The organism is Nonomuraea insulae (assembly GCF_042656245.1).
The window spans coordinates 237,207-246,011 of sequence record NZ_JBHSPA010000048.1 but is presented as its reverse complement, the minus strand read 5'-3'; the positions used below and the strand labels follow the sequence as shown (position 1 = coordinate 246,011).

Annotated in this window: 7 protein-coding genes; 1 reads left to right on the top strand and 6 read right to left on the bottom strand. The window is 71.9% G+C overall.

What is annotated here, in order from left to right; translation table 11 throughout:
• The 5 genes from ACFPZ3_RS39365 to ACFPZ3_RS39345 form a co-directional block, all read right to left on the bottom strand.
• On the bottom strand, positions 1–647 hold a 647-nt coding region (locus tag ACFPZ3_RS39365; RefSeq protein ID WP_379519448.1), incomplete at its 3' end, for an SCO3242 family prenyltransferase.
• Positions 648–1,044: 397 nt separating this feature from the next.
• A complete protein-coding gene (locus tag ACFPZ3_RS39360; protein WP_379519447.1) occupies positions 1,045–2,193 on the bottom strand; it encodes an inositol-3-phosphate synthase in 1,149 nt (382 codons plus the stop codon).
• 184 nt (positions 2,194–2,377) lie between these two features.
• Positions 2,378–3,229, bottom strand: coding sequence for a carbohydrate ABC transporter permease (locus ACFPZ3_RS39355; RefSeq protein WP_379519446.1), 852 nt, complete (start codon positions 3,227–3,229; stop codon positions 2,378–2,380).
• Complete coding sequence (locus tag ACFPZ3_RS39350; protein ID WP_379519445.1) at positions 3,226–4,140, bottom strand: carbohydrate ABC transporter permease; 915 nt, start codon at positions 4,138–4,140, stop codon at positions 3,226–3,228. The genes ACFPZ3_RS39355 and ACFPZ3_RS39350 overlap by 4 nt, the downstream gene beginning before the upstream one ends.
• On the bottom strand, positions 4,137–5,447 hold the full coding sequence (locus tag ACFPZ3_RS39345; protein ID WP_379519444.1) for an ABC transporter substrate-binding protein: 1,311 nt from the start codon (positions 5,445–5,447) through the stop codon (positions 4,137–4,139). The genes ACFPZ3_RS39350 and ACFPZ3_RS39345 overlap by 4 nt, the downstream gene beginning before the upstream one ends.
• A 205-nt stretch (positions 5,448–5,652) precedes the next feature.
• Here ACFPZ3_RS39345 and ACFPZ3_RS39340 point away from each other — a divergent pair, with 205 nt between their 5' ends.
• Positions 5,653–6,807 carry an ROK family protein gene (locus tag ACFPZ3_RS39340; RefSeq protein WP_379519443.1) on the top strand — a complete coding sequence of 385 codons (1,155 nt, stop codon included), beginning with the start codon at positions 5,653–5,655 and terminating at the stop codon, positions 6,805–6,807.
• On the opposite strand, the gene ACFPZ3_RS39335 is transcribed toward ACFPZ3_RS39340, so the two are convergent.
• Positions 6,804–8,798: a SpoIIE family protein phosphatase gene (locus ACFPZ3_RS39335; protein ID WP_379519442.1), complete on the bottom strand. Its 1,995-nt coding sequence runs from the start codon at positions 8,796–8,798 to the stop codon at positions 6,804–6,806. The two genes, ACFPZ3_RS39340 and ACFPZ3_RS39335, sit on opposite strands and share 4 nt — an antisense overlap.
• Positions 8,799–8,805 lie beyond the last annotated feature (7 nt).

Below are 8,805 nucleotides of genomic sequence, written 5' to 3'. Positions count from 1 at the left end.
GCGGGCGGGGTGGCGGGCCGGAGCGCGGGCTGGAGGGCGGTGGTGACGGCCAGGGCGATGGTGCCGGCCAGGGTCGTGGCGGGGGTGCCTCGGGTGGTGCCGGACGTCTCGTCCCGGGACAGGGCGGTGAGCAGGTACGTGTGGGCGGCGACGCTGAGAGCGGCGGGCAGCGCCGAGAACAGCGCCGTGGCGGCGGGTGAGTGGCTGGGGGTGGCGCCGAGCAGGACGTCGAGGGCGCGGCAGATGGCCATGGTCAAGGGGCCTGCGGGGGTGTTCTTGGCGGCCAGGTCGTAGGTCCAGATGGCGGCGGCCAGGGGTGCGGCGACCGTCAGGGATCGGCGGCCTCCGGTGAGGCCGGCCATGGCCACGCCCGCGACGGTGAGCCCGGCCGCCACGGCCAGGGCCGTGCCCGGGGGCACCCGTCCCGAGGGGATGGGGCGTTCGGGGCGTTCGATGGCGTCGAGGTGGCGGTCGGCCCAGTCGTTGGCGGCCATACCGGCCCAGTACAGGCAGATCGAGGAGCAGGCCAGGCCGAGCGTCCGGCCGCCGATCGCCCGCCCGGCGGCGGCGCCCGCGAGCACGTCGCCGGGGACCGACAGCGCCGCCGGGGCCCGGACGAGTTCGATCAGATCTCGAAGCGCCGTCACGGACATGCCTCTCTCTCGCCCTTCCGACCATCCTGTACGGCGACGCCGGCTTGCCCGGCCATCGCCACGCCCGCCCACGCGGCACGTAGAGCACCGAAGCCGGGTGACCGCCACGCGGTGCGCAAGGCACTAAGCCCAGGTCGGCGCCATGAGCCGCGCAAGGCGCTGAGGCGAGGGCGGGGCCATGAGCCGCACATGGTGCTGAGGCGAGGGCGGGGCCATGAGCCGCACATGGTGCTTCGCCGCCACGTGCCGTGCGTGGCGCTGAGGCCGGGTCGGCGCCACTCGGCGCGCAAGGTGGTGGGGTTGGGGTGGGGGCATGAGGCGCGCAAGGTGGTGGGGTTGGGGCATGAGGTGTGGGCTGTGGGTGGTAGTCGGGCGGGGCGGGGGGTGGGGTTCACGGGGTGGTCCCGGGGGTGAGGGCGGTGACCAGGTCGCACAGTGATCGCCATTGGTCGGCCAGTCCGTGCGGGACCTCGCCCAGAGGGTCCTTGAAGAAGAAGGCCAGCTCGGTCAGCGGCCCCGTCCGGCCGGCGTGATGGGCGGCGGCGGTGAGGCGGGTGAGGTCGAGGATCAGGGGCGCGGCGAGCGCCGAGTCGCAGCCGTGCCAGGTGAACTCCATGCGCATCCCGGTCCCCAGGAAGCCCTCGAACGTGACCAGGTCCCAGGCGGTCTTGAAGTCGCCGAGATCCTCCAGGTAGTCGATGCGGGTCTCGCCCTGCGGCGCGTAGCCGAGGGTCTCGGACAGGACGCGTTGTTTGCTGGCGGCCTTGGCGGCGTTGGCGCCCGGGCGGGCGAGGTTGGCGCCGTCACCGCCGCCGAGCAGGTTGACGCCGGACCAGGTGCGTACCGTCAGGTTGCGCTGGGCGAACATCGGGGCGAGCACCGACTTGACGAGGGTTTCGCCCGTCTTGCCGTCATGGCCGGCGTACGGCAGCCCCTGCGCGCGGGCGAGGGCGTCCAGGGCGGGCATCCGGGCGCCGGTCGAGGGGGTGAAGTCGACGTACGGGCAGCCGGCGAGCAGGGCGGCGTAGGCGGCCAGCGAGCTGGGCGGCAGGACCGGGTCGGGGCCCGTGAGCGCGGGCCCCAGCGCGTCGAGATGAGCGTGGGCGGGGTGGGGTGGGGGGAGGGGTTCGGTGGAGGAGACGTTGACCACGACCACGCGGTCGAGGGAGTGGTGGCGGCGGAAGCTGTGAAGGTCGGCGCCGATGGCCTGGGCCGTCTCGGCCTGGGTGGCGGCGGCGGGCAGCGGGCGTACGTGCTGGTCGAGCGCGAGTAACTCCCCCTGTACGGCCCGCGCCAGGGCGGCGGGGACGACCCCGGCCTCGGCGAGCTGGGCGGCCTTCTTGTCCAGGGGGACGGTGGTGATGTCGTGGCCGCCGAAGACGAGGTCGCCGATGCCGGGCCGGATCCGGTCGCGCAGGGCGGGCGTCTCCAGGACGCACCCGGCCGGCCCCGTGAGGCCGGCCCGGATGGCGAGCGCCCCGACCATGCTGGTGACGGCGACCGAGCCCCGTGCCCCGATCAGCCATACTCCCGTTCTCATCTGGTTTCTCCTTTGCGCGCGGGACGGCGGGCCGACCGGTGGGCAGCGCGGCGCCCGCGCCGGGGCCGGCACGCGCCGCACTCGCGAGCCGGGCAGGGCCTTGTCGACGTCGGGATGATCGGACTAGTGACCAGGATCCGCCCGAATCCGCCGCCGTTCAAGGAGGAACCGAACCTCGTTCACGTCAGCCCTTCAAGCCTCCGCTGAGCAGATCCAGCCGCCAGAAGCGCTGCAGGAACAGCAGCAGCGCGACGAGCGGGATCACCGACACTGCCGCGCCGACGATGGCCAGGCTGTACATGGCGGGCTCGGAGGAGCCCTTGAACAGCAGCGTGTACAGGCCCACGGTGATCGGGAACTTGGACTCGTCCGAGAGCATGATGTACGGCAGCAGGAAGTTGTTCCACGTCCCCACGAACTGCAGCATGAAGATCGTCACCATGCCGGGGAGCATCATGGGCAGCCCGATGGCGCCGAAGATGCGATATTCGCTCGCCCCGTCGATCCTGGCCGCCTCCAGGGTGGCGTCGGGCACCGAGGAGAGGGCGTAGACGCGGGCCAGGTAGATGCCGAACGGCGAGATGAGGCCCGGCAGCAGGACCGACCAGTAGCTGCCGACGAGGTTCAGCTCCGACATGATCAGGTACTGCGGGACGGCCAGCGTCATGCCGGGCACGAGCACGCCGGCCAGGATGGCGTAGAACAGCGCGCCGCGCCCGCGGAACTCGTACTTGGCCATGGCGTACCCGGCCAGCGTCGAGATCAGGGTGGAGGCGGCCGAGCCCACGACCGCGTAGAGAGCGCTGTTGGCGGCCCAGCGCACGAACTGGCCGTCGCCGTAGGCGAACAGGTCGCGCAGGTTGTCCAGCAGCCCCGTCCCCGGTGCGAAGGAGAAGGTGGAGAACAGGTCGGCGCTCGACTTGGTGGAGGCCGTGATCACCCAGACCACGGGCACCAGGCAGTAGAGCGCGCCGACGAGCAGGACGAGGGTGGGCAGGATCTTGGCCCGCTGGTGCGGCAGCAGGTGAGGTTTCACTGCATCCCTCCGTACGCCCGCCGCTGCGTGATCTTCAGCAGCACCACGGAGACGACGAGGGTGCCGACGGCCAGGATGACGGAGGAGGCCGAGGCGAGCGACAGGTCGTCGCGGACGAAGGCGTCGCGGTAGATCTGCATCAGCGGCACCCACGACTGGGAGATCTCCGGGGTCATCGGCTTGAGCGTGGTCGGCTCGCCGTACACCTGAAGGGTGCCGATGAGGGCGAACAGCCCGGTGAGCACGAGTGCGGGCGCCACCAGCGGGATCTTGACGTGCCAGGCGATCCGCCATTCCGAGGCGCCGTCGATGCGGGCGGCGTCGGACAACTCGGACGGGATGCCGCGCAGGGACGTGAAGATGATGATCATGTTGAAGCCGACGCCGCCCCACACCGCGACGTTGGCCAGTGACGGGTAGATCGCTCCCCCGTCCAGGAACGGGATGGCGCCGAGCCCCAGTTCGCGGGTGATGTGGCTGAAGGGGCTGGTCGAGGGCAGGTACATGAAGCCCCACAGGAGGGAGGCCGTCACGCCGGGGATGGCGTACGGCAGGAAGATCGCCGTACGCGAGAACCGGCGCCCGCGCGAGCCCGCGAAGTCCAGGAGCAGCGCGAACAGCAGCGCCAGCCCGAGCGTCAGCGGCACGCTGATCAGCCCGTAGAGGGCGAGCCTGCCGAACCCGGCCAGGAACTCGGGGTCGGTCAGCGTCTTGACGTAGTTGTCGAGCCCGACGAAGACCTCCTCGCGCGTGCCGAAGATGCCCTTGCCGCTCAGCCGCAGGCCACGGGCGCTGAGGTAGACGGCGTACCCGATGGGGACGGCCAGGAAGGCCAGGAAGAGCAGCACGGCGGGGGCGACGAACAGGTACGGCGCCCGCGACCCGCGGCGGGCGCCGGTGGCGGCGGTCACGGACCGGCGACCTTGAAGCCCGTGGACTTCATGTCGTCCACCACGACCTGCTGCGTCTTCTTCAGCGCCTCGGCCAGCGGGGTCTTGTCGCGGACGGCGGCGCCCACGACGTCCTCGAAGGCGCTCTGGGCGGTGCTGACGTTCGGGCCCCAGCTCAGGTGCGGGATCGTGCTCTGGGCGGCCTTGGTCGCGACGTCCCAGTAGTCCTTCTGCGTGGACACCAGCTTGGGCGGCTCACTGGCGGCGGCCGCCTGCTGGCCGGCCACCGACGCGGGATACTCGCCGGCGGCGATCTGGATCTCGTAGGCGGTCTTCTCGGTGTTCATCCACTTGGCGAACGTGGCCGCGGCCTGGGCGTGCTTGGAGTTCTTGGTGACGGCGATGGCGCTGCCGCCCTGGAAGGCCACCCGGGCGTCGCCCTTGGTCCACTGCGGCAGCGGCGCGATGGCCCAGTCGCCGGCCTGCTTCTCCGCGATCCCGTACAACACGCCGGGGCCCCACAGGGCGCTCGGCCAGCTCAGGATCTTGCCCTTGTTGAGCCGGCTGTTCCACTCGGGGGTGAGCAGCGGCTCGGCCTTGACCAGGTCCTTGTCGATGAGGCCCTGCCAGAAGCCGGCCACCTGCAGGGAGGGCGCGTCGGCGATGCCCACGCTCCACGTCGTGTCCTGCACCTTCCACCAGGACGCGCCGGCCTGCTGCGCCAGCCCGGCGAAGTTGCCGAACTCGGCGGGGGCGAACGTGGCCAGGTAGGCCTCGGGGTCCTTCTTGCGCACGTCGGCGGCGGTCGTGGCGAAGTCCTCCCACGTGGCGGGGACCTCGATCTTCAGCTCTTCGAAACGTTTCCTGTTGTAGACGAAGACCATCGGCCCGACGTCCTGCGGCACGCCGTACACGGCGCCGTCGAAGCTGGTCAGCGACCACACCTCGGGGCTGAAGGCGTCCTTGATGTCGGCGGTCTGCGCGGAGATGTCGCCCAGCGCGCCGGCCACGATCATGGCGGGGAGCGTCTGGTACTCCAGGCACGCGGCGTCGGGGGCGTTGCCCGCCCGGCTGGCCGTGACCAGCTTGGTCGCGGTGTCCGTGCCGCCGCCGGCGTCGGTGTGGTGCACCTGGATGTCCGGGTGGGTCTTGTTGAAGGCCGCGACCTTGTCCTTCTGACCCGCGCCCCAGCACCAGAACTGCAGCGTGACCGGCCCGGTTTCGGCCGCCGGGGCGCTGGCCGTGCCACTCGTGCCCGATGAGCAGGCGGCCAGGAGCCCGGCCAGGCCCAGCGCCGCGATCGAGCCGGAGACCCCTCTGATACGCATCCGCGTCTCCTTCCACGCAAAGCGGGGAGTTGGCTTTGCAGGAAAGCCAACTTAAGGAACAAGTGAGGTTCATGTCACTACTTGTGCAGAGATTTCACAGCTGTTATGTGCGAGAGGCGTAACGCGAGCGACATGTTAGCTTTGCCGCGAAGCCAAGAAAGGGAGGCTGGCGTAGATGGCCGTTGGGCCCCGAAGATGGGGCGGCATGTGGGACGCCTTGCCCGACGCCGCGCGCTCCATCGTCAAGGAGCTGATCATCCACGGCCCGCAGTCCAGGACCGCGCTGGCCAAGACCTTGCACCTGTCGACCGGCAGCCTGACCCGGCTGACCAAGCCGATGGTGGACGCCGGGCTGCTGGTCGAGGGCGAGGTGGTGCACGACCCCGTCAACGGCCGTCCCACCCGCCCCCTCGACGTGGCCGCCGGCGAGCACCGCTTCCTCGGGCTCAAGCTGACCGCCGGCCGGGTGCACGCCGTCGTCACCGACCTGCGCGCCGAGATCATCGCGGCCCGCGACGAGCCCATCGCCGACCACAGCCCCGACGCCGTCTGCCGCCAGGCCAAACGGCTGCTCGACGAGCTGTCCGGCGGCCCGTCGGGTGGCGCCGGCGTGACTGTCGCGGCCGGCGTCACGGTCGGCGGCAACGCCCGCGCCTCCGCGCAGGTCGGCGGCGAGCCGCTGGTGGACGCGCCGTACCTGGGCTGGTGGCAGGTGGAGCTCAAGCCGCTGATGGAGCGGGAGCTCGGGGTGCCGTGCGTGGTCAAGAACGATGTGGCGGCGCTGGCCCACCAGCACCACTGGTTCGGGCCGGGTCGCGGGCTGCGCGACTTCGCGCTCGTCACGATCGGCGCGGGCATCGGGTACGCGCTCATCATGCACGATCATCTGGTGGCCGCCACGGAGGCCGATCTGGGGATGTTCGCCCACTTGATCCTGAGCCCCGGCGGCCCCATGTGCCCAGAGGGCCACCGGGGGTGCGCCGCCGCGTACCTGTCGATCTGGTCCATCGAGGCGGGCGCCGGGCAGGGGCTGCGCAGGACGGTCACCTACGAGGAGGTCATCCGGCTGGCCGCGAACGGCGACCGGGTGTGCCTCGGCGTGGTCCGCGAGGCCGCGGCCGCCCTCGGCCGGCTCATCGCGCACGTCGCGACCGTCTCCATGGTCAAGACGGTGGTGCTGGCGGGCGAGGGGGTGGAGCTGGCCCGCATCGGCAAGGAGGAGCTCGGCCTGTCCCTCACCGCGAACCGGCGCGACGTGCCCGGCTCGGTCGAGGTGCTGATCGAGGCGGACGACTTCCGCCAGTGGGCCCGGGGGGGCGCGGTCGTCGCCATCCAGAGCTTCGTGACCGGGAGCGACTAGGCGAGCACGCGGGCCAGCAGGAGGGCGACGTCGTCCTCGGGCGTGTCGCCCACCATGGCGCGGACCACCGAGGCGCACAGGTTGTCCAGCGCAGGCGCGGCCCGTGACAGCGCGGCCCCGAGCCGGTCCATGCCCGCCCCGAGGTCGGCCTGGCGGGTCTCGATCAGGCCGTCGGTGTAGAGGGCGATCACGGTGCCGGCCGCGAGTTCGACGTCGAGGGCCTGGAAGGAGCCCAGGCCGAGGCCGATCGGGGTGCCGCTGGGCAGAAGGGGGAAGGTGACCGCGCCCGACGGGTCCACGAGCGCGGGCGGCGGGTGCCCGGCCCCGGCCATCGCGCAGTGCCGGGTGGCCGGGTCGTAGACGGCGTACAGGCAGGTGGCGCCCGCGGCGTCGAAGGGCTGGCCGCAGTGGTCGTCCTCCTCCGCCAGCCGTACGACGAGATCGTCGAGCTGGGCGAGCAGCTCGTCGGGCGGCAGGCCCACGTACGCCAGTGTGCGCACGGCGGTGCGCAGGCGGCCCATCGTCGCGGCGGCGTTGATGCCGTGCCCGGTCACGTCGCCGACCACCAGGGCGACCCGGGAGTCGCGCAGCCTGATCACGTCGAACCAGTCGCCGCCGACGCCCTCGTGGCGGTCGGAGGGCAGGTAGCGCGAGGCCACGTCGAGGGCGGCGCCGCCGGACAGGTTGCGCGGCAGCAGGTCGCGCTGCAGGGCGAGCGCGGCGGTGCGCTCGCGGGTGTACCGGCGGGCGTTGTCCAGGCTCAGCGCGGCGCGGGCGACCAGCTCTTCGGCGAGCAGCAGGTCGTCGTGGGTGAACGGCACCGGATTCTCGTTGCGCACGAACACGGTGACGCCCAGCATCTCGCCGCGGGCCAGCAGCGGGACGATGATCAGTGTGTGCATCCCGGTGCCGTGGATGATCCGCGCCCGGTCCGGGTCCTTGTCGAGCCAGGTGCCTGGCGAGGTGTCCAGCACGGGCTCGAAATGGGATCGCCTGGTGGACAGCACCTTGGTGAACGGCGATGACGGCGGCACGAACACCGGCTGCCCGCGGGGCCAGAGCGACTCGGGGGTCCCGTCATGGATCGAGGCCATGCCCGCCCGGCGGAACACGGGGATGCTCACGTCCGTGGCGGCCAGCCGTTGCAGGGGCTCCTCCTCGGGCAGGACCGACTCGGCGAGGTCGACGGTGACGAAGTCGGCGAGCGCAGGCACGGCCAGGTCGGCCACCTCCTGCGCGGTCTGCCTGACGTCGAGGGTGCTGCCGATCCGGATGCTGGCCTCGCGCAGCAGGGCCAGGCGGGCCCGGCTGTCGCTGATGTCCAGGGCCAGCGAGCACACGCCCAGCGGGCGGCCGTCCACGCCTTCCAGGCGGAACAGGGAGGTGGACAGGGTACGTGCCTCGCTGTGGTCGGCGGCGCTCCAGCGGGCCTCGCGGTCGATCATGGGTTCGCCGTCGGAGATCACCCGCCGCATCGCCTCCTGGGCGGCCCGGGTGTCGATGTCCGCAATGGGCTCCGACAGGGACAGGCCGATGCGGTAGTGGGGGAAGACGCCGTTCAGGCGTTCCGCCTCGGTGTTCAGCCAGACGCAGCGCAGGTCGCGGTCCCAGATGGCCATTGCGACGGGGAAACGGCTGATGAGCGACTCCAGCACCGAGCCCGTACCCCCGGCCAGGTCCGCCGCCGCCGGCGTGATCGCCAGGAGCCAGGCGTCGCCGGCCTCCGCGGTGCCCAGCCTGGAGCCTTCGACGCGTACGAGGAGGCGCTCGCCGCCGCGGTGCCGCAGCTCGGCCAGGCCCGACCAGCGCTCCTGGTCCGCCAGGTGGCCGGTCCAGAGCTTGTTGTCGCCGGGCAGCTGGAGGATCGTGCCCGAACGGCCGAGGATGTCGGCGGCCCGGTATCCGGACAGCTCCTCCGCGGCCCGCGTCCAGCCGATCACGATGCCTTCGACGTCGATCACGGCGACCGCGATGTTGTCAGGAGCGGCCATGTCCTTC